At 72.0% G+C, this 20760-nt stretch carries 14 protein-coding genes; 12 read left to right on the top strand and 2 right to left on the bottom strand.

All coding sequences use genetic code 11. The annotated features are described in order from the left end of the window. Position 1: 1 nt before the first annotated feature. From HCJ93_RS23030 to HCJ93_RS23005, 6 genes are all read left to right on the top strand, one after another. Positions 2-1168, top strand: coding sequence for an ABC transporter ATP-binding protein (locus tag HCJ93_RS23030; protein WP_167997701.1), 1167 nt, complete (start codon positions 2-4; stop codon positions 1166-1168). Further along, positions 1168-2097, top strand: a complete 930-nt coding sequence (locus tag HCJ93_RS23025; protein WP_167997700.1) for an ABC transporter permease — start codon at positions 1168-1170, stop codon at positions 2095-2097. Before HCJ93_RS23030 ends, HCJ93_RS23025 begins: the two co-directional genes overlap by 1 nt. After that, entirely contained in the window at positions 2098-2898 is an 801-nt protein-coding gene (locus tag HCJ93_RS23020; protein ID WP_167997699.1) for an ABC transporter permease, read from the top strand. Positions 2899-3016: 118 nt separating this feature from the next. Further along, complete coding sequence (locus tag HCJ93_RS23015) at positions 3017-4435, top strand: NAD(P)/FAD-dependent oxidoreductase (protein ID WP_167997698.1); 1419 nt, start codon at positions 3017-3019, stop codon at positions 4433-4435. A 145-nt stretch (positions 4436-4580) separates the two neighbouring features. Then, a complete protein-coding gene (locus tag HCJ93_RS23010) occupies positions 4581-5027 on the top strand; it encodes a hypothetical protein (RefSeq protein WP_167997697.1) in 447 nt (148 codons plus the stop codon). A gap of 154 nt (positions 5028-5181) precedes the next feature. Next, complete coding sequence (locus tag HCJ93_RS23005; RefSeq protein ID WP_309141485.1) at positions 5182-6945, top strand: chitinase; 1764 nt, start codon at positions 5182-5184, stop codon at positions 6943-6945. Here the strand turns inward: HCJ93_RS23005 and HCJ93_RS23000 are convergent. Both HCJ93_RS23000 and gabT read right to left on the bottom strand, forming a co-directional pair. Next, positions 6884-7543 carry a phosphatase PAP2 family protein gene (locus HCJ93_RS23000; protein ID WP_167997695.1) on the bottom strand — a complete coding sequence of 220 codons (660 nt, stop codon included), beginning with the start codon at positions 7541-7543 and terminating at the stop codon, positions 6884-6886. The two genes, HCJ93_RS23005 and HCJ93_RS23000, sit on opposite strands and share 62 nt — an antisense overlap. A 451-nt stretch (positions 7544-7994) precedes the next feature. Further along, the gene (gabT, locus tag HCJ93_RS22995; protein WP_167997694.1) at positions 7995-9329 is read right to left on the bottom strand and encodes a 4-aminobutyrate--2-oxoglutarate transaminase; all 1335 of its coding nucleotides are present in this window, start codon (positions 9327-9329) and stop codon (positions 7995-7997) included. Between the two features lie 367 nt (positions 9330-9696). On the opposite strand from gabT, the gene HCJ93_RS22990 reads away from it, so the two are divergent. The 6 genes from HCJ93_RS22990 to HCJ93_RS22965 all read left to right on the top strand — a co-directional run bounded on the left by HCJ93_RS22990 (position 9697) and on the right by HCJ93_RS22965 (position 20541). Next, entirely contained in the window at positions 9697-12111 is a 2415-nt protein-coding gene (locus tag HCJ93_RS22990; protein ID WP_167997693.1) for a type IV secretory system conjugative DNA transfer family protein, read from the top strand. Between the two features lie 183 nt (positions 12112-12294). Continuing rightward, positions 12295-13908 (top strand): PucR family transcriptional regulator, encoded by a 1614-nt coding sequence (locus tag HCJ93_RS22985; RefSeq protein ID WP_167997692.1) that lies wholly within the window; start codon positions 12295-12297, stop codon positions 13906-13908. A 147-nt stretch (positions 13909-14055) separates the two neighbouring features. Continuing rightward, positions 14056-15504: an aldehyde dehydrogenase family protein gene (locus HCJ93_RS22980; protein ID WP_167997691.1), complete on the top strand. Its 1449-nt coding sequence runs from the start codon at positions 14056-14058 to the stop codon at positions 15502-15504. A 319-nt stretch (positions 15505-15823) separates the two neighbouring features. After that, on the top strand, positions 15824-17809 hold the full coding sequence (locus tag HCJ93_RS22975; protein WP_167997690.1) for an acyl-CoA dehydrogenase family protein: 1986 nt from the start codon (positions 15824-15826) through the stop codon (positions 17807-17809). A gap of 168 nt (positions 17810-17977) precedes the next feature. After that, on the top strand, positions 17978-19240 hold the full coding sequence (gene dxr, locus HCJ93_RS22970; RefSeq protein WP_167997689.1) for a 1-deoxy-D-xylulose-5-phosphate reductoisomerase: 1263 nt from the start codon (positions 17978-17980) through the stop codon (positions 19238-19240). Beyond that, complete coding sequence (locus HCJ93_RS22965; RefSeq protein WP_167997688.1) at positions 19237-20541, top strand: site-2 protease family protein; 1305 nt, start codon at positions 19237-19239, stop codon at positions 20539-20541. The genes dxr and HCJ93_RS22965 overlap by 4 nt, the downstream gene beginning before the upstream one ends. The last annotated feature ends 219 nt before the right edge of the window (positions 20542-20760 follow it).

The raw sequence follows: 20760 nt of genomic DNA, 5'->3' as shown, positions 1-20760 counted from the left end.
GATGAAGACGACCAACGACACGGCGGCTCACGGCGGGGACGTCCGCCTCACCGGCATCACCAAGAAGTACGGCTCCTTCACCGCCGTGCACCCGCTCGACCTGACCGTCCCGCAGGGCTCCTTCTTCGCCCTGCTCGGCGCCTCCGGCTGCGGCAAGACCACCACCCTGCGCATGATCGCCGGCCTGGAGGAGCCCACCGCGGGCACCGTCCACCTCGGCGACCAGGACGTCACCGCGCTTCCGCCCTACAAGCGGCCGGTGAACACGGTCTTCCAGTCCTACGCCCTCTTCCCGCACCTCGACATCTTCGAGAACGTCGCCTTCGGCCTGCGCCGGCGCGGCATCAAGAGCGTCAAGAAGCAGGTCGAGGAGATGCTGGAGCTGGTCCAGCTCGGCGAGCAGGCCCGCAAGAAGCCGCACCAGCTCTCCGGCGGCCAGCAGCAGCGCGTCGCCGTGGCCCGCGCCCTGATCAACCACCCCAAGGTGCTCCTCCTCGACGAGCCGCTGGGCGCCCTCGACCTGAAGCTGCGCCGCCAGATGCAGCTGGAGCTCAAGCGCATCCAGACCGAGGTCGGCATCACCTTCGTCCATGTCACGCACGACCAGGAGGAGGCCATGACCATGGCCGACACCGTCGCCGTGATGAACGCGGGACGGGTCGAGCAGCTCGGCTCGCCCGCCGACCTGTACGAGAACCCGCGCACCACCTTCGTCGCCAACTTCCTCGGCACCTCCAACTTCATCGAGGCCGAGGTCGACTCCACCTCCGGCTCCGAGATCGTGCTGAAGGCGGGCGGCGGCAAACTGATGCTTCCCGAGGCCCGCAACAGCGCGCCCGCCCGGACGGGCGGCAAGGTGCTTCTCGGGGTGCGCCCGGAGAAGATCTCCCTCACCCACGCCGACGACGCCGGGGACATCCCGGAGGGCCGCAACCGGATCACCGGGCGGATCGCCGACTCCAGCTTCATCGGCGTCTCCACCCAGTACGTGATCGACAGCCCGGTCTGCCCCGAGTTCGAGGTCTACGTGCAGAACATCGACCGCGACCCCCGGCTGACGCCCGGCGCCGAGGTCGTCCTGCACTGGAACCCGGAGCACACCTTCGGCCTGGACGCCGCGCAGGACATCGACGCCGGAGTCGAGACGGTCGAGGAAGAGGTCGCCTGATGGCCGCGGTCACCGAGGCGCCGCCCCTGGCGCCCACCCCAGCACCTCAGAAGAAGCCACCGCGCAAGCGGGGCCGCTGGATGCCCTATCTGCTCCTGCTGCCCGGCCTGCTCTGGCTGGTGGTGTTCTTCGCGCTGCCGGTGATCTACCAGGCCTCCACGTCCGTGCAGACGGGCTCCCTGGAGGAGGGCTACCAGGTCACCTGGCACTTCGCCACCTACTGGGAGGCGCTGTCCGAGTACTGGCCGCAGTTCCTGCGCTCGGTGCTCTACGCGGCCTCCGCCACCGTGCTGTGCCTGCTGCTCGGTTACCCGCTCGCCTACTTGATCGCCTTCCGCGCGGGACGCTGGCGCAACCTGATCATGATCCTGGTGATCGCGCCGTTCTTCACCAGCTTCCTGATCCGCACCCTCGCCTGGAAGACGATCCTCGCCGACGGCGGGCCGGTGGTCGGCGCCCTGGACGCGCTGCACGTCCTGGACGTGACCTCCTGGCTCGGCTGGACCGCCGGCGACCGGGTGCTCGCCACCCCGATGGCGGTGGTCTGCGGTCTGACCTACAACTTCCTGCCGTTCATGATCCTTCCGCTGTACACCTCGCTGGAGCGGATCGACCCGCGCCTGCACGAGGCGGCGAACGACCTGTACGCCAAGCCGTCGACCACCTTCCGCAAGGTCACCTTCCCGCTGTCCATGCCGGGCGTGGTCTCCGGCACCCTGCTGACCTTCATCCCGGCCACCGGCGACTATGTCAACGCGGATCTGCTCGGCTCCACCGAGACCCGCATGGTCGGCAATGTGATCCAGTCGCAGTTCCTGCGGATTCTCGACTATCCGACGGCCGCGGCACTGTCGTTCATCCTGATGGCCGCGATCCTGATCATGGTCACGCTCTACATCCGCAAGTCCGGCACGGAGGATCTGGTTTAAATGGCCTTCGTCAACTGGCTCAAACGCCACTTCGTCGTCATCGCGGGACTGCTGACCCTCGCCTACCTCCTGCTGCCGAACGTCGTCGTCACGGTCTTCTCCTTCAACAACCCGAAGGGCCGTTTCAACTACGAGTGGCAGGAGTTCTCCACCGACGCCTGGCGCGACCCCTGCGGCGTCTCCGGACTGTGCGGCTCGCTCTCGCTCAGCCTGCAGATCGCCCTGTGGGCGATGCTCGGCGCCACCGTCCTCGGCACGATGATCGCCTTCGCGCTGGTCCGCTACCGCTTCCGCGCCCGCGGCGCCGTCAACTCGCTGATCTTCCTGCCGATGGCGATGCCCGAGGTGGTCATGGCGGCCTCGCTGCTCACCCTGTTCCTCAACATGGGCGCCCAGCTGGGCTTCTGGACGATCCTGATCGCCCACATCATGTTCTGCCTCAGCTTCGTCGTGGTCGCCGTCAAAGCCCGCGTGATGAGCATGGACCCGCGCCTGGAGCAGGCCGCCCAGGACCTGTACGCCGGGCCGTTCCAGACGTTCCTGCGCGTCACCCTGCCGATCGCCGCCCCCGGCATCGCGGCGGGCGCCCTGCTCGCCTTCGCCCTCTCCTTCGACGACTTCATCATCACCAACTTCAACGCCGGCTCGACCGTCACCTTCCCGATGTTCGTCTGGGGCTCCGCCCAGCGCGGAACGCCCGTGCAGATCAATGTCATCGGCACGGCGATGTTCGTGGTGGCCGTCCTGCTGGTGCTGGTGTCCATGGCCGTCGGAAACCGCCGCAAGCGGCAAAGGACCTGAGCGGCGGCCGTACGGCAGGAGGCGGCCGCCCGATGCGGGCGGCCGCGTACACCGGAAGCAACCTCGAAGACACAACCGCACAAAGCGCAACCGCAGTCCGCTGTAGGGAGTTGAAATCATGGCCCGTAGCGCCATGAGCCGTTGGACGAGTTCCCTTTCCGAGGCCCGACCGGTGGCCTACTGGCTGGACGACCCCGGCCGTCCGGACCCGGAGCCCGCCCTCACCGGCGCCGAGAGCTGCGACCTGCTCGTCGTCGGCGGCGGCTACAGCGGACTGTGGACCGCGCTGCTCGCCAAGGAACGCGACCCCTCCCGCGACGTGGTCCTGCTCGAGGGCCGCGAGGTGGGCTGGGCGGCCTCCGGCCGCAACGGCGGATTCTGCGCCGCCTCCCTCACCCACGGCCTGCCCAACGGCCTGACCCGCTGGCCGGACGAGATCCGCCGGCTGGAGGAGCTGGGCCGGCGCAACCTCGACGCCATCGAGGAGGCGGTGGCCCGCTACTCCATCGACTGCGACTTCGAACGCACCGGCGAGATCGACGTCGCCACCGAGGATCACCAGGTGCGCGAACTGCGCGAGTGGTACGAGGAGATCGAGCGCCGCGGCCTCGCCGACGGCATCGAGTTCCTCGACGCCGAGGCGGTGCGCGAGCAGGTGAACTCCCCGACCTTCAAGGCAGGTCTCTGGGACCGGCACGGCGTCGCCATGCTCAACCCCGCCAGGCTGGCCTGGGGCCTGAAGCGGGCCTGCCTGGAACTCGGGGTGCGCCTCTACGAGCACACCCCCGCCCTGTCGCTGAAGCCGCACGGGGCGGGCATGGCCGTCCGCACCCCCTACGGCTCCGTGCGCGCCCGCCGGGTGGCCCTGGGCACCAACGTCTTCCCCAACCTGGTCCGCCGGGTGCGCTCCTACACGGTCCCGGTCTACGACTACGCCCTGATGACCGAGCCGCTGACCGCCGATCAGCTCCAGTCCATCGGCTGGAAGAACCGGCAGGGACTCGGGGACAGCGCCAACCAGTTCCACTACTTCCGGCTCTCCGCCGACAACCGGATCCTGTGGGGCGGCTACGACGCGATCTACCCCTACGGCGGCCGGGTGCGCGCCGAGTACGACGAGCGGCCGGAGACCTACGCCAAGCTCGCCGGGCACTTCTTCACCTGCTTCCCGCAACTGGAGGGCCTGCGCTTCACCCACGCCTGGGGCGGGGCGATCGACACCTGCTCCCGCTTCTCCGCCTTCTTCGGCACCGCCCACGCGGGCAAGGTGGCCTATGCGGCCGGTTACACCGGGCTCGGCGTGGGCGCCACCCGGTTCGGCGCCGAGGTGATGCTGGACCTGCTGGCGGGGGAGCGGACCGAGCGCACCGAGCTGGAAATGGTGCGCAAGAAGCCGCTGCCGTTCCCGCCCGAGCCGTTCGCCTGGGCCGGCATCGCCCTCACGAAGTGGTCGCTGGCCCGCGCCGATGCCAACGGCGGCCGGCGCAATCTGTGGCTGCGCACCATGGACCGGCTGGGGCTCGGCTTCGACAGCTGAGCCGCCCGGCAGGCCGCGCATCCGGGGCTTCGCAGAAACCCCGCTCTGTACCGAAAAAGATGCCGGAACCCGCGTAATGCCCGCCCACGGCCTCCCTCTCCCTCGTGACGCGACCGCGTCCACGACTGAGAGGGAGGTCGTTTGCATGACTGGGGCGAACTCGGCGGTCGAGTGGCTCTCTTCCGTCGCACCCGATCCGGAGGCGTGCCGCAGGGAGTGGGAACACAACCCCCACGGGGTGGCCCTGCTGCCCGCCGGCAAGGCCTGGGACGTACTGATCGTGCCGGGCGAACTCGGCTGTCCCACGCTCGATGTGCTCACCCGCGTCCTGGACCGGCCGGGCCCGGTCCTGGCCGATTTCGGGGACGCGCGGATGGGCTTCCTGGTGCCGCCCGGCACCGCCGCCCGCTGGCTCGGCACCGGTATCCGCACGGCGGGGGAGGGCACCTGGATCGTGGTGCCGCATCCGCTGCGCGCGGCCGGCGGAGGTGTGCGCTGGCTGGTCCCGCCGGACGGCACCGGCACGCTCACCGACCCGGCTCTGCTGGAACTGGCGCTCCACGAGGCGGCCGCCGGGCGCCGGGACTCTTGACAACCTGATTGGTCTGGACCAACTTTGAGGCGCTCCACCCGCGCGCCCACCGCGCCGCGTGTGCCGTGCGGCACCTCCATATCCCCCACCACCGGAGGCACTTGTGGACCGCCCCACACCGTTCCGTCCGTCCAGACCGTTCAGATTGTTCGCCGTGCTCACCACCGCGGTCGCCCTGGCCGCCTCCGGTATCTCGTCGGCCGCCCGTGCGGCCGACGCGGACCTCGTCCGCAACGGCGGCTTCGAGTCCGGCCTCGACGGCTGGACCTGCACCGCGGGCAAGGCCGTGAACACGCCGGCCCACAGCGGCAGTTCCGCGCTCGAGGCGACCCCGGCCGGCAACGACCACGCCCGCTGCAGCCAGACCGTCACCGTCAAGCCGGACTCCCAGTACACGCTCTCCGGCCACGTCCGCGGCTCCTACGTCTACCTGGGCGCGAGCGGCACCGGCACCACCGACGTGACGGCCTGGACCCAGTCCGCCCCCGACTGGCAGCAGCTCACCACCACGTTCCGTACCGGCCCCGCCACCACGAAGGTCACCCTCTACACCCACGGCTGGTTCGGCACCGGCGCCTACCACGCCGACGACATCTCCCTGACCGGCCCCGGTGGCGACACCGGTACACCACCCGCCCCGCCCACCGGTCTGAAGGCGGGTACGGTCACCGCCACCGGCGTCACCCTGTCCTGGTCACCCGTCGAGGGAGCCACCGGATACGCCGTCTACCGCGACGGCACCAAGGTGCGGACCGTGCAGGGCACGACGGCCACCGTGACCGGCCTGAACCCCTCGACCGCGTACGCCTTCCAGGTCGCGGCGGTCAACGACGCCGGGGAGTCGGCGCGTTCGGCCACCGTCACCGCGACCACCGCCGACGCCGACCCCACGGGCCCCTCCGACCTGCCGCCGCACGCCCTCGTCGGCTATCTGCACGCCAGCTTCGCCAACGGCTCGGGCTACACCCGCCTCGCCGACGTGCCCGACAGCTGGGACGTCATCGACCTGGCCTTCGGCGAGCCCACCACGCCCACCTCGGGCGACATCCGCTTCGACCGGTGTCCCGCGAGCGAATGCCCCGGCGTGGAGAGCGACGCCGAGTTCAAGGCGGCGATCAAGGCCAAGCAGGCCGCGGGCAAGAAGGTGCTGATCTCCATCGGCGGGCAGAACGGCCAGGTCCAGCTGACCACCACCGCCGCCCGCGACAAGTTCGTCTCCTCCGTCTCGCAGATCATCGACGAGTACGGACTCGACGGCCTCGACATCGACTTCGAGGGCCACTCGCTGTCGCTCAACGCCGACGACACCGACTTCAGGAACCCGACCACCCCGGTGATCGTCAATCTCATCTCGGCGCTGAAGACCCTCAAGGCCCGCTACGGCGAGGACTTCGTGCTGACCATGGCCCCGGAGACCTTCTTCGTCCAGCTCGGCTACCAGTACTACGGCTCCGGCCCGTGGGGCGGCCAGGACCCGAGGGCGGGCGCGTATCTGCCGGTGATCCACGCGATGCGCGACGACCTCACCCTGCTGCACGTCCAGGACTACAACTCCGGCCCGGTCATGGGCCTCGACAACCAGTACCACACCATGGGCGGCGCGGATTTCCACATCGCCATGACCGACATGCTGCTCACCGGTTTCCCGGTCGCGGGCGACGCCGGCAACGTCTTCCCGCCGCTGCGCCCTGACCAGGTCGCGATCGGTATGCCGGCCACCCCCAACGCGGGCAACGGGCACGTGCCGCCGTCCGAGGTCGTCAAGACCCTCGACTGCCTCACCAGGAAGACCGGCTGCGGCTCCTACACCACCCACGGGACCTGGCCGGAGCTGCGCGGGCTGATGACCTGGTCGATCAACTGGGACCGCTTCGGGGGCTGGGAGTTCCAGCGGACCTTCGACGGCTACTTCGGCTGACCCCACCACCGGCCCGCCCGGACAGCAGGGCCACGCCGGTCAGCAGCATCGCGCCGAGACACCAGCTGGCCGCCACGTCCAGCGGCCAGTGGTAGCCCCGGCGCACCAGCCCGTAGGAGGCGCCGAGGACCAGCAGGGCGCACAGCACGAGCAGCGCGCGCCGCACCGCCGCCGAGCGCAGCAGCGGAAGGAGGAGCAGAGTGGCCGCCCCGTAGGCGACCACGGCGGTGGCGGTGTGTCCCGACGGGTAGTAGCCGACCGCCGGGGGCACGGCCGGGGTGCCCGGGCGGTCGGTCCACTCCTTGAGCGGGGCGACCAGCACCGGAACCAGCGCCATGGCCCCGGCCCCGGCGGCCGGCGGCAGCCACCACCGGTCAAGACCCCTGGCCCGCCCGTGCCAGGCGGCGTACGCCAGCGCGACGGCCAGGACGGGCACGGCCACCTGCACATTGCCCAGGTCGGAGAGCAGCTCGGAGGCCTGGTCGGGCTCGATCAGGGCCCGGCTCAGCCGCTCGTCCGCGTCCACCAGCGGGCCGTCGCTGACGACCTGCCAGGTGATCAGCGCGAAGAGCAGGGCCAGGGGTCCGAGCAGGAGCATGCCGCCCAGCTTGGCAAACACCGCGGACGAACACACCAGAGGGCCGGCGCAAGGGGGGGAGTGCGTCGGCCCTGCGGTGGACCACCGCCTCTTCGGGGGAGGCGACCGTCCGGATCGGAACGTCGCACGCCCCGGGGGGTTTGGGGCGGCGACCGTCCGATCGGTGAGGAGACCCGAAGCTCTGGGCTCCGGTTGTGTGCGCGAGGGCACGACCAGGGTCGAAGCTGGGGAGGCCTCGGCCCGAGCCGCTCACAGTCGCCTGTGAGCGGGGTGTATCTCTCATCTGGGAAGAACTTACGGCAGGGGGTGGGGTCGCGACAGGGAGAACGGCCTCCTGCCATCCACCCCGCACACGTTCTTCACATGCTCTGCCGCTGGGAGCGTTCCGCTCCGGCCGGAGCCGGGCCGCGGGGGCCCGGCTCCGTGCCGGATGCGGAAGCGGGCACCGGGCTCAGATCCGGGTGAACGCCTGCTCGATGATGTCCAGGCCCTCGTTCAGCAGGTCCTCGCCGATGACCAGCGGCGGCAGGAAGCGCAGTACGTTGCCGTAGGTGCCACAGGTCAGGACCAGCAGGCCCTCCTGGTGGCAGGCCTTGGCCAGCGCGGCCGTGGCCTCCGGGTTCGGCTCCTTGGTACCGCGGTCCTTGACCAGCTCGATGGCGATCATCGCGCCGCGGCCCCGCACGTCGCCGATGATGTCGAACTTCTCGGCCATGGCGGTCAGGCGGCCCTTCATGACCTCCTCGATGCGCTTGGCCCTCGCGTTGAGGTCCAGCTCCTTCATGGTCTCGATGGCGCCGAGCGCACCCGCGCAGGCCACCGGGTTGCCGCCGTAGGTGCCGCCCAGGCCGCCCGTGTGCGCGGCGTCCATGATCTCGGCGCGGCCGGTGACGGCGGCCAGCGGCAGACCGCCGGCGATGCCCTTGGCCGTGGTGATCAGGTCGGGGACGATGCCCTCGTCCTCGCAGGCGAACCACTGGCCGGTGCGGCAGAAGCCGGACTGGATCTCGTCGGCGACGAAGACGATGCCGTTGTCCTTGGCGAACTTGCTGATCGCCGGGAGGAAGCCCTTGGCCGGCTCGATGAAGCCGCCCTCGCCGAGCACCGGCTCGATGATGACGGCCGCGATGTTCTCGGCGCCGACCTGCTTGGACATCTGGTCGATGGCCTGCGCGGCGGCCTCCGGGCCGGCGTTCTCCGGGCCGGTCGGCCAGCGGTAGCCGTAGGCCACCGGCACGCGGTACACCTCGGGCGCGAACGGGCCGAAGCCGTGCTTGTACGGCATGTTCTTCGCGGTCAGCGCCATGGTGAGGTTGGTCCGGCCGTGGTAGCCGTGGTCGAACACGACGACCGCCTGCCGCCTGGTGTACGCGCGGGCGATCTTGACGGCGTTCTCGACGGCCTCGGCGCCGCTGTTGAACAGCGCGGACTTCTTGGCGTGGTCACCGGGGGTCAGCTCGGCGAGCGCCTCGGCCACGGCCACATAGCCCTCGTACGGGGTGACCATGAAACAGGTGTGGGTGAAGTCGGCGAGCTGCGCGGAGGCGCGGCGGACCACGGCCTCGGCGGAGGCGCCGACAGAGGTGACGGCGATGCCGGAGCCGAAGTCGATGAGACGGTTGCCGTCGACGTCCTCGATGATCCCGCCGCCCGCACGCGCGGTGAACACGGGCAGCACGGAGCCCACGCCCTGCGCGACCGCGGCGGTACGGCGGGCCTGCAGCTCCTGCGACTTCGGACCGGGGATGGCGGTGACGACGCGGCGCTCCTGCGGAAGTGCGGTCATGCGGGGCTCCTGGGGGTCTTTGCGGACGCTTGTCTTCTTTTCTCGCAGGCTAGGGCCGGCGGGGAGGGCTGGGCATGCTCCATGTGGGCGTTGTCCGGGGGGCCGGGTTGTCCGCGATGGACATAGCGGCGCCCGGGCCCCGCCCGGGCAGGCGGGACGCCGGGCCGGCGGACGCGGCCGAACGCGCCGGTTCCGGGCACCGGCGGGACCGGCTGAGCAGCCAGGATCCGGCCCGGACCCGCCCCGGCCGGGCGACGGAGACCGACGGTCCGCGGGACCCGGCCGCGTAAGCGGTGAACGGCTGCTGTCGGAGCGTTAGATTGGCTCGCTGATGGTGGACGGAGCGGCTGGTCAGGGGGCAGAGGCGATGGACGGCGACGGGACGCAGGACGCGCGGGGTACCCGAGGGCGGGCCGTACCGGATCCTGCCGCGCCCCTGCCACCGGTGCCGCGCAGCTCGCCGGCCGTGCCGCCCCAGCCGCAGTACGAGGGGCAGCGCACCCAGCCCATGGCGTCCTGGCTGGACACACCCCGGGCCGACGCCGCCCTCGGCGTCTGGCGGTTCGGCTACGTCCCGCCGCGGCCGAAGGCCCGCGAACGCAAACTCGCCCCCACGACCGTCGCCGGCGCCCTGATCCCCCTCGTCATCGGCGCCTTCCTGTGGACCCTGTGGGCGCGCGGCAGCTTCCCCTACCAGGGCGCGCTGGTGCGGCTGTTCACCCCGAACGACTGGTGGTACGGCGGGTCGCTGTGGCCGAGGGACGGCGTCTGGCAGGCGCCCGTCGCGCGGAAGGTCGCCGACAACGTCTTCTTCCTGCTCCTGGTGTGCGCCATGGGCTACCTGGGCGGCTGGCCCGCCCTGATCCGGTACTGGTTCGGCCGCTGGGAGCAGCCCGCCCGCGCCGCCGTCGCCGCCGCTGGTGCCGCCGTCGCCCTGCTGCTGGTGTACCCCTTCTTCGACAGCGATCCGGTGCCGGTCTACACGACCATGGTCCTCCTTGTCGCCCTGATCACCGGCGGCTGGGAGGCGACCGACAACCCCCTGATCGTCCTGCTGATCGTCAGCTCCATCGCCCTCGCCGTGCTGTGGCCGGCCGCCCGGTGGGGCGGCTGGATGCCGCTCCTGCGCCGCCACCGCGCCGCCCGGAAGGCCGGCCCCAGGCCCCGCGCCGAGCCCGTCGCCGCGAAGCCCTCCCAGTGGCCGGCGCTGCGGACGGCCGGGCAGACCGAAGCGGCCGACGCCCTCTCCGCCGAGCTGCTCAGCGGGCGGATGAACGACGTGGACTGCGCCCGGATCCACCGCTCCTGGGAGACGCTGCGCCGGGCCGGGCGCCTCGCCTCGTTCACCGAGACCGTGCTGCGGCACGGCGCCGCCGCCTGGACGCACCCCTCGGGCGCCCGCGACCTTCCCCGGCGCACCGCGACCCACGACCTGTGGGCAGGCCAGGTCCGCATCGGCCGCTGGGCCGCCGCCGAGCGGACCCCCGCCTCCCACCAGGGGGCCGGGGCGGCCCTGGAACCCGCCACGCTGGGCACCTCCCTGCTCGCCGTCGGACCACCCGGCTCGGGCAGGACGGACCGGCTGATGATCCCGGTCACCGAGTCCCTCACCCTGCACGCGCTCACCGGCGCCTGCGCCGTGGTCGCCGTGGGCACGGCGGGCGCGCCGCTCGGGCCCGACGCGGCGTACGACGTCGTGGTCCGGCCCGGCGACCCCGCCTCCCTGCGCGCCCTGGACCTGTACGCGGAGTCCACCGACCCCGACGAGGCCGCCGCCGTGCTCGCCGAGGGCCTGGTCGGCGACATCGAGACCCTCGACACCGGACGCGCCGCCACCGCCCTGGCCCAGCTGATCGGCCCCTATCGCGCCGCGTACGGCGCCTTCCCCGCCGTCGCGGCGCTCCGGGAGCTGGTGGAGGGGCGCGAGGAGGCGCTGACCGCACTCCTCGACCGGCTCCCGGACCGGGACGCGCCCGCCCTGCGACGGGAACTGGAGCCGTGGCTGAGGCGGACCGGTGCCGCCGTCACGGCCGGACCCGCCCTCGCCGACCGGCTCGCCCTCCTGGACCGGCCCGCGTTCCGCGGAAGCTTCGGCGGCCCGGAGGACGGCGAGGCGGGCCAGGGCGCCCCGGACGGCACCGTGCGGCCGTTCTCGCTGCGCGCCGTCGCTCACCACCCGCTGCGGGTCCGCATCGACCTGCCCGAGCAGGGCCACGAGGAGGCGGCGCACCTGCTGGCCCGCCTGGTGCTGGCCCAGTTCCTCGCCGTCGCCCGCGCCGCCGGCGCCCGCGACCACTTCCTGGGCCTGGTGATGGACGACGCCTCCGGTGCCGTCACCAGGGGAACGGTGCGTGCCGTCCAGCGCCTGAGGTCGCACGACGCCGGGGTGGTGCTCGGCCTGCGCACCCTGGGCGACGTGCCGGAGTCGCTGCACGGCCCGCTGCTGAGCGCGGTCGGCTGCCGGGCGGCGTTCTCGGGCGTCACCACCTGGGACGGGCGGGCCTTCGCGGAGGCCTGGGGCACCGAGTGGGTGGAGACCACGGAGGTGGCCCAGCACACCGTCTTCGCCGACCAGCCGATGACCCGGGCCATGCACGCCCTGCGCAAGCTGGTCACCGGCAAGGCCGTGACCACCGAGGCGGTCACCGTCCGGCAGATCGAGCGGGAGCGCTGGTCCGCCTCCGAACTGGCCCACGGACTGCCGCCCGGCCACGCCGTGCTGTCGCTGACCGACGTCCGGGGCGAGCACGCACCGCCGCTCCTGGTGGACCTGCGAGGCTGACGCCGGAGTGATGCGGGAGTGATGCGGGGGCGATCCGGGACGAGCTGAACGGCCCGGCATGCGGGGACCGTACAGTGAGGCAGAATCGACACAGGCCGTTCATACGCCACGGCCAAATGATCACACCTCTCACACGGCCCGCACAGCTCCCCAGACAACCGGACCCGAAGGCAACCAGCCCCCATGCCCCTGACGCTCGCCTCGCTCGTCCACCACTCGGCGCTCAGACTCACCGTCCGCGCCGGCGAGGACAAGCTGGACGTTCCGGTCCGCTGGGCGCATGCCAGCGAACTCGCCGACCCCGTGCCCTACATGGAGGGCGGGGAGCTGCTGCTGATCACCGCGCTCAAGCTGGACGCGGAGAACCCCGAGGCGATGCGCCGCTATGTGAAGCGGCTGGCCGGCGCCGGCGTCGTCGGTCTCGGCTTCGCCGTCGGCGTCCACTACGAGGACATACCTCAGGCTCTGGTCCGGGCGGCCGAGGAGGAGGGCCTGCCGCTGCTGGAGGTGCCGCGCCGCACCCCCTTCCTCGCCATCAGCAAGGCGGTCTCCGCCGCCATCGCCGCCGAGCAGTACCAGGCGGTCACCGCGGGTTTCGCCGCGCAGCGCGAACTCACCAAGCAGGCGCTGACCGCAGGCCCCGAGGGACTCCTCTCCGCCCTCGCCTCCCAGGTCGACGGATGGGCCGCGCTGTACGACGCCTCGGGCGCCGTCGTCGCCACCGCACCGGAGTGGGCCGGCCGGCGCGCGGCCCGGCTCACCGCCGACGTCCAGCGGCTGCGCGAACGGCCCGCACCCGCCTCCTCCGTGGTCGCGGGACCCGAGCACGAGGACCGCGTCGAGCTGCACTCCCTGGGCACCGGACGCCTCCCGCGCGCCGCCCTCGCCGTCGGCACCGCTTCCACCCTGGGCACCGCCGAGCGCTACGCCCTGCACTCCGCGATCGCCCTGCTCACCCTCACCACCGAACGCTCCCGCTCCCTGCACGCCGCCGAGCAGCGCCTCGGCGCCGCCGTGCTGCGCATGCTGCTCGCCGGGGAGCCGGACCACGCCCGCGCGGTGGCCGGCGACCTCTACGGCGGCCTGCTCGACGCGCCGTTCCGTCTGATCGTCGCCGAGACCGGCACCGCGGCCACCACCCGCGACCCCGGCGCGGGAGGCGGTGACGCCCTCGACGTGCTCGCCGAGGTCATGGAGTCGGCCGCCGCCCGCGCCGGCGAGGCCGTGCTCGTGGTGCCCGAGGGGGAGCGGCTGGTGGTGCTCGCCGCCGACGGCGGCGCCGCCGTGACCGCCTGCTGCGACCACGCGGCCGCCCTCGAGGCGGCCCGCCCCGGCGGCGACGTCCGCCGCACCCTGTCCGCCTCCGACGAGGACGACCCCGTCATCGGCCTGTCCGCACCCGCCGGGCCGATCGCCGCCTCCGCCGCCTACAAACAGGCCCGGCAGGCGCTGTCCGTGGCCCGGCGGCGCGGCCGGGTGCTCGTCGAGCACGAGCAGATGGCGGCCGGCTCCGTCCTGCCGCTGCTCGCCGACGACGCGGTCCGTGCCTTCGCCGACGGCCTGCTGCGGGCCCTGCGCGAACACGACGCCACCGGCCGCGGCGATCTGGTCGCCTCCCTGCGCGCCTGGCTCTCCCGGCACGGCCAGTGGGACGCCGCCGCGGCCGACCTCGGCGTGCACCGCCACACCCTGCGCTACCGCATGCGCCGCGTGGAGGAGATCCTCGGCCGCTCCCTGGACGACCCGGACGTCCGCATGGAGCTGTGGCTGGCGCTGAAGGCCACCGCGGCCGAGTAGCCCGTCCCTTGACTGGCCATTGCGGCGTGCCGCGGCACCCGACTACTACGGCCCGGACAAACGACCCCGCCCGGCCCCGCACCTACCGTGGACTCAGCAATGCATGCCAGCCATGTCCACCCCCGATGCGGAAGGGCCGGGACTCACATGACTTCCACCCACGCCTTCTGGCTCGCCGGCCGCCAGGCCACCGGCGAGTCCGCCTTCGACGTCACCTCCCCGTGGGACGGCCGGGTCGTCGGCTCGGTGAGCGTGCCCTCCGACGCGCAGGTCGAGGAGGCCGTGGCCGCCGCGTACGCCGTACGGGACGAGTTCGCCGCCACCCCCGCCCACGTCCGCGCCGCCGCCCTGGACCACGTCAGCCGGCGGCTGGCCGAGCGCGCCGAGGAGATCGCCCGGCTGATCTCCGCCGAGAACGGCAAGCCCGTCAAGTGGGCGCGCGGCGAGGTCGGCCGCGCCGTGTCGGTCTTCCGCTTCGCGGCCGAGGAGGCCCGCCGCTTCAACAGCGGCGAGGCCCAGCGGCTCGACACCGACCTCGGCGGCCAGGGCCGGCTCGCCTTCACCCGCCGCTTCCCCAAGGGCGTCGTGCTGGGCATCGCGCCGTTCAACTTCCCGCTGAACCTGTGCGCCCACAAGATCGCCCCGGCCATCGCCGCCGGCGCGCCGATCATCCTCAAGCCCGCCCCGGCCACCCCGCTGTCCGGGCTGCTCCTCGGCGAGCTGCTGGCCGAGACCGACCTGCCCGCCGGCTCCTGGAGCATCCTGCCGGTGCCCAACGACCGCATGCCCGCCCTGGTGCAGGACGAGCGGCTGCCGGTGATCTCCTTCACCGGCTCCGAGCAGGTCGGTTACGCGATCATGGAGTCGGTGCCCACCAAGCACTGCACCCTGGAGCTCGGCGGCAACGGCGCGGCCGTCGTCCTCTCCGACTGGTCGAGCGACGAGGACCTGGACTGGGCGGCCAGCCGCATCGCCACCTTCTCCAACTACCAGGGCGGCCAGTCCTGCATCTCGGTGCAGCGCGTGATCGCCGACGCCTCCGTCTACGAGCGGCTGCTGCCGCGCATCGTCACCGCCGTCGAGGCCCAGGTCACCGGTGACCCGTCCGACGACAAGACCGACGTCGGCCCGCTGGTCAGCGAGGACGCCGCCAAGCGCGTCGAGGCCTGGGTGCAGGAGGCCGTCGACGCCGGCGCCAGGCTGCTGACCGGCGGCAAGCGCGACGGCGCCTCCTACGCGCCGACCGTGCTCACCGACGTCCCGGCCGATGTGAAGATCTCCTGCGAGGAGGTCTTCGGACCGGTCCTGACCGTGCAGCAGGTGGACGGCGAGAGGGCGGCCTTCGACGCCGTCAACGACTCCAAGTACGGCCTCCAGGCGGGCGTCTTCACCCACGACCTGCAGACCGCCTTCCGCGCCCACCGCGCCCTGGAGGTCGGCGGCGTGGTCATCGGCGACGTGCCCTCCTACCGGGCCGACCAGATGCCGTACGGCGGCGCCAAGCGGTCCGGCGTGGGCCGCGAGGGCGTGAAGTTCGCGATGGACGACTACACCTATGAGCGGGTGATGGTCCTGACCGGCATCGAGTCCCTCTGACACGGACGCCGCACTCCGGCTGACGCGTCCGCTGGACCCCGGCTGACGCGTGAGCCGCACCCCGGCCGAAGGGGCCCCGCACCGAGCCTTCCGGTGCCGGGCCCCTTCTTCATCGCCGCGCAGCCTTCCCCGCGGGCGGCCGGCCGCGGCACACGTGGCCGGCCGCAGCACACGTGGCCGGTCGCCGCCGGGCCCGCTCGGCGGCTGGGCCGATCGGCCGCACGAAGGGTGGTGGGGTCGCTACGAATCGGGTACATACGATCGAGTAGCACCAGTCGGTAACGAACCCGATCTTCCGATTCGCGGCGAGGTGAGCCTCATGTCCGCAAGCCCCGAGACACCCACGACTCCGTCTCGACCAACCGTCACCGAACGTGAGGCCCGTCAGGTCGCGGAGGCCGCGCGGGAGCAGCACTGGCGCAAGCCCAGCTTCGCCAAGGAGCTCTTCCTCGGCCGTTTCCGGCTCGACCTCATCCACCCCCACCCCCTCCCGGCCGACGAGGACGCCCAGCGCGGCGAGGAGTTCCTCGCCAAGCTCCGCGACTTCTGCGAGACCAAGATCGACGGTGCCCGGATCGAGCGCGAGGCGCGGATCCCCGACGAGGTCGTCACCGGCCTGAAGGAGCTCGGCGCCTTCGGCATGAAGATCGACACCAAGTACGGCGGTCTCGGCCTCACCCAGGTCTACTACAACAAGGCCCTCGCCCTGGTCGGCTCCGCGAGCCCCTCGATCGGGGCGCTGCTCTCCGCCCACCAGTCCATCGGCGTCCCGCAGCCGCTGAAGCTCTTCGGCACCCAGGAGCAGAAGGAGAAGTTCCTCCCGCGCTGCGCCCGCACCGACATCTCCGCCTTCCTGCTCACCGAGCCGGACGTCGGCTCCGACCCGGCCCGGCTCGCCACCACGGCGGTCCCCGACGATGGGGGCACCTCCCGCTCGAGCGGAGCCGAGAGTGGCGGAGACTACATCCTCGACGGCGTGAAGCTGTGGACCACCAACGGCGTGGTCGCCGACCTGCTGGTCGTCATGGCCCGCGTCCCCGAGTCCGAGGGGCACCGCGGCGGCATCACCGCCTTCGTGGTCGAGGCCGCCAGCGAGGGCATCACCGTCGAGAACCGCAACGCCTTCATGGGCCTGCGCGGCCTGGAGAACGGTGTCACCCGCTTCCACCGGGTCCGGGTCCCCGCCGCGAACCGCATCGGCGAGGAGGGCCAGGGCCTCAAGATCGCGCTGACCACGCTCAACACGGGCCGGCTCTCGCTGCCCGCGATGTGCGTCGGCGCCGGCAAGTGGTGCCTGAAGATCGCCCGCGAGTGGTCCGCGGCCCGTGAGCAGTGGGGCAAACCGGTCGCGCTGCACGAGGCCGTCGGCTCGAAGATCGCCTTCATCGCGGCGACCACCTTCGCCCTGGAGGCCGTGGTCGACCTCGCCTCCCAGATGGCGGACGAGGACCGCAACGACATCCGCATCGAGGCCGCCCTCGCCAAGCTCTACGGTTCGGAGATGGCCTGGCTGATGGCCGACGAGCTGGTCCAGATCCGCGGCGGGCGCGGCTTCGAGACGGCCGACTCCCTGCGGGCGCGCGGCGAGCGGGCGGTGCCCGCCGAGCAGATGCTGCGCGATCTGCGCATCAACCGGATCTTCGAGGGATCCACCGAGATCATGCATCTGCTGATCGCCCGCGAGGCCGTCGACGCGCACCTGTCGGTCGCGGGCGATCTGATCGACCCCGACAAGTCCCTCGGCGACAAGGCCAGGGCGGGCGCCAACGCGGGCGTCTTCTACGCCAAGTGGCTGCCGAAGCTGGTCGCCGGGCCCGGGCAGCTGCCGGGCACCTTCGGCGAGTTCAAGCACGGCATCGACCTCTCCACGCATCTGCGGTACGTCGAGCGCACCTCCCGCAAGCTGGCCCGCTCCACCTTCTACGCCATGTCCCGCTGGCAGGGCCGGATGGAGACCAAACAGGGCTTCCTGGGCCGGATCGTCGACATCGGAGCCGAGCTGTTCGCCATGAGCGCGGCCTGCGTCCGTGCCGAACTGCTGCGCAGCCGGGGCGAGAACGGCCGCGAGGCCTACCAGCTCGCGGACGCCTTCTGCCGGCAGGCGCGGATCCGGGTGGAGGAGCTGTTCGGCCGGCTCTGGACCAACACCGACGACCTGGACCGCAAGGTGGTCAAGGGCGTGCTGTCCGGGGCCTACGAGTGGCTGGAGCAGGGCGTGATCGACCCGTCGGGCGACGGGCCGTGGATCGCCGACGCGAGCCCGGGGCCGAGCACCAAGGAGAACGTGCACCGCCCGATCCGCTGAACCGCCACCGCACACCACGACAGCGCATCACCCCCGCGCTCGGCCGCCCGCCCGGACCGCGCCGGGGCGCCCCCGGCGGGCCCGTGCGGCCCGCCGGGAGACACCGCGCCCCGGCCGCCCGGCGGGCGGTGGCCTGCGCACCGGCCCCGACCGGACACAATGGGGCCCATGACCGACGCTCCAGCTCCCCTCGCCGATCCGCATCTGGTGTACGACCCCGTCGCCGGAGACGGCCCGAAGGACGTGGTGATCCTCGGCTCCACCGGGTCGATCGGCACCCAGGCCATCGACCTGGTGCTGCGCCACCCCGCACGCTTCCGGGTCACCGGCCTCTCCGCGAACGGCAGCCGCGTCGACCTCCTCGCCGAACAGGCCCGCCGCCTCGGTGTCCGCACCGTCGCCGTCGCCCGCGAGGACGTCGTACCGGCGCTGCGGGAGGCGCTCACCGCGCGGTACGGCGCGGGGCAGCCGCTGCCCGAGATCCTCGCCGGACCGGACGCGGCCACCCAGCTCGCCGCCTCCGACTGCCACACCGTCCTCAACGGCATCACCGGCTCCATCGGCCTCGCCCCGACCCTGGCCGCCCTGGAGGCGGGCCGCACCCTCGCGCTCGCCAACAAGGAGTCGCTGATCGTGGGCGGCCCGCTGGTGAAGGCACGCGCCAAGCCGGGGCAGATCATCCCGGTGGACTCCGAGCACGCCGCCCTGTTCCAGGCGCTGGCGGCCGGCACCCGCGCCGATGTCCGCAAGCTGGTCGTCACCGCCTCCGGCGGCCCCTTCCGCGGCCGCACCAAGGAGGAGCTGGCGAACGTCACCGTGGAGGACGCCCTCGCCCACCCCACCTGGGCGATGGGCCCGGTGATCACCATCAACTCCGCCACCCTGGTCAACAAGGGACTGGAGGTGATCGAGGCGCACCTGCTCTACGACATTCCCTTCGACCGCATTGAGGTGGTCGTGCATCCCCAGTCGTATGTCCACTCGATGGTTGAGTTCACGGACGGATCGACGCTGGCGCAGGCGACGCCCCCCGACATGCGCGGGCCCATCGCCATCGGCCTCGGCTGGCCCGAACGGGTCCCCGACGCCGCCCCCGCCTTCGACTGGAGCAAGGCGTCCACCTGGGAGTTCTTCCCCCTCGACAACGAGGCCTTCCCCTCGGTGAACCTCGCCCGGCACGTCGGCGAGCTCGCGGGCACCGCCCCGGCCGTGTTCAATGCGGCCAACGAGGAGTGCGTGGAGGCGTTCCGCGCCGGCCGGCTGCCGTTCAACGGCATCATGGAGACCGTCACGCGGGTGGTCGAGGAACACGGCACCCCGCAGGCGGGAACCTCACTGACCGTGCCGGACGTCCTCGAAGCGGAGACCTGGGCGCGGGCGAGAGCCCGGGAACTGACCGACCGGACGGCGAGCGCGGAGGCGCGTGCATGACGACCCTGATGTTCATCCTCGGCATAGTCGTCTTCGCGGTCGGCCTGCTGGTCTCCATCGCCTGGCACGAGCTCGGACACCTGTCCACCGCCAAGATGTTCGGCATCCGTGTGCCCCAGTACATGGTCGGCTTCGGCCCGACCCTGTGGTCCCGGCACAAGGGCGAGACCGAGTACGGCATCAAGGCGATCCCGCTCGGCGGCTACATCCGGATGATCGGCATGTTCCCGCCGGGCCCCGACGGCCGGCTCGAGGCCCGCTCCACCTCCCCGTGGCGCGGCATGATCGAGGACGCCCGCTCGGCGGCCTTCGAGGAGCTCAAGCCGGGCGACGAGAACCGCCTCTTCTACACGCGCAAGCCGTGGAAGCGGGTCGTGGTGATGTTCGCCGGCCCCTTCATGAACCTGATCCTCGCGGTCGCGCTGTTCCTCACCGTCCTGATGGGCTTCGGCATCCAGCAGCAGACCACCACGGTCAGCTCGGTCTCCCCGTGCGTGATCGCGCAGAGCGAGAACCGCGACGAGTGCAAGAAGGGCGACCCGCAGTCCCCGGCCGCCGCGGCCGGAATCAAGGCCGGCGACAAGATCGTCGCCTTCGACGGCAAGCGCACCGAGGACTGGGGCACTCTCTCCGACCTGATCCGCGACAGCGCGGGCAAGCAGGTGCCGATCGTCGTCGAGCGCGACGGCAAGGAGGTCACCCTCCAGGCGAAGATCGCCACCAACCTGGTCGCCAAGAAGGACGGCCACGGCCAGTACGTCGAGGGCGAGTACGTCAAGGCCGGCTTCCTCGGCTTCAGCGCCGCCACCGGCGTGGTCAAACAGGACTTCGGCGACTCCGTGACCTGGATGACCGACCGGGTCGGCGACGCCGTGGACTCCCTGGCCGCCCTGCCCTCCAAGGTCCCCGCCCTGTGGGACGCGGCCTTCGGCGACGGCCCGCGCGAACCGGACTCCCCGATGGGCGTCGTCGGCGCGGCCCGGGTGGGCGGCGAGATCGCCACGCTCGACATCCCGGCCTCCCAGCAGCTGGCGATGTTCGTGATGCTGCTGGCCGGCTTCAACCTCTCGCTGTTCCTGTTCAACATGCTCCCGCTGCTGCCGCTGGACGGCGGCCACATCGCCGGCGCCCTGTGGGAGTCGCTGCGCCGCAATGCCGCCAGGGTGCTGCGCCGCCCGGACCCCGGCCCGTTCGACGTGGCCAAGCTGATGCCGGTGGCGTACGTGGTGGCGGGCATCTTCGTCTGTTTCACCATCCTGGTGCTGGTCGCCGACGTGGTGAACCCGGTGAAGATCTCCTAGCGACGGCGCCCCGAGGACGCCCCGCACGACGGCCTGGAACCCTTTTGTTCCGGGTCGTCGTCCTTTGGGTGGGTTTACGCGGGGGATGTGCTCCGGCCAGGGCCCGTGCCGTAATCTCGAAGCCCGGAGCCCGCTGCTCACCGGGGCCGGACCTTGATCCACGACTTGGGGTTGCACAGCAGATGACTGCGATTTCTCTCGGCATGCCGTCCGTTCCGA

Origin of the sequence: Streptomyces composti, from assembly GCF_012034205.1 — a bacterium.
Classification (GTDB): Bacteria; Actinomycetota; Actinomycetes; order Streptomycetales; family Streptomycetaceae; genus Streptomyces; species Streptomyces composti.
This window is presented reverse-complemented; position numbering and strand designations above follow the sequence as displayed.